This is a genomic window from Anaerobacillus sp. 1_MG-2023 (genome assembly GCF_030547345.1).
Taxonomy (GTDB): domain Bacteria; phylum Bacillota; class Bacilli; order Bacillales; family Guptibacillaceae; genus Guptibacillus; species Guptibacillus hwajinpoensis_B.
Genome location: NZ_JAUORD010000046.1, coordinates 1 through 755, shown reverse-complemented (window position 1 = coordinate 755; position 755 = coordinate 1). Strand labels below are relative to the sequence as shown.

At 35.9% G+C, this 755-nt stretch carries 1 protein-coding gene; it reads right to left on the bottom strand.

Going from position 1 to position 755, the window contains the following annotated elements; genetic code table 11:
* The coding region (locus Q4550_RS23205; protein WP_303536537.1) for a collagen binding domain-containing protein at positions 1 to 755 on the bottom strand (755 nt) is incomplete at both ends.

Genomic DNA, 755 nt, shown 5'->3' with positions numbered 1-755 from the left:
AGTTCAAATTCACGGTCCATTCAATTTTCTCTCCTTTTTGCTCACCAGATTTATCGGTATATTCTCCACCGTTTAATACCGAAACTTTAGCATCAAGTGTTGTTACCTCTTTTTCATTATTCAAAACTGTTGCTGTGTTGTTATACTCTTTTTCAATTAAAAGGTCTTTAAGAGATGTTTTGTATTCGACAAGGTATGGCGTGTTGTTGTCTTCAGGGAAAGAGATTTTAAAGCCTGATTCGTCAGATGGACTAGTGACCATATTTAACTCGTAATCTGTCCCTGCTTGAAGCACGTTACCTTTCTCAACATCATTACTACCGCTATTTAGCTTCATTTCATACACAGTAATTGAATCTTCAAGTAGCTGTTGATTCCCTTGAATGTAATCGACAACAGCAGGTTCTGCGTATGTTTGGAGGTTATAATTAAGTCCTACACTCCATGTAATTTCTTTGCTTACTGCATTGTAACTTCCGGACTTAAAGCCATTCTGTTGCGTGTACGATGCAGGAACAAATTTTTTCTCCACACTAATTGTTTGAGCGTCATTATCTGAATCATTCCAATCCAATTTCACTCGGTTTGGTAACTTATTCACGCTCTTATCTTCACGAGCATCATAGTCAAATTCAGTGCTATATGATAAGTTGAATTTTTTATCTACCATGTTGTTAAATGTCACAACAAAACCATTTTCATTTTGAGAAATCGTATAGTCTGTTCCTTCACTATATCCAGAAATCTGAATCGAT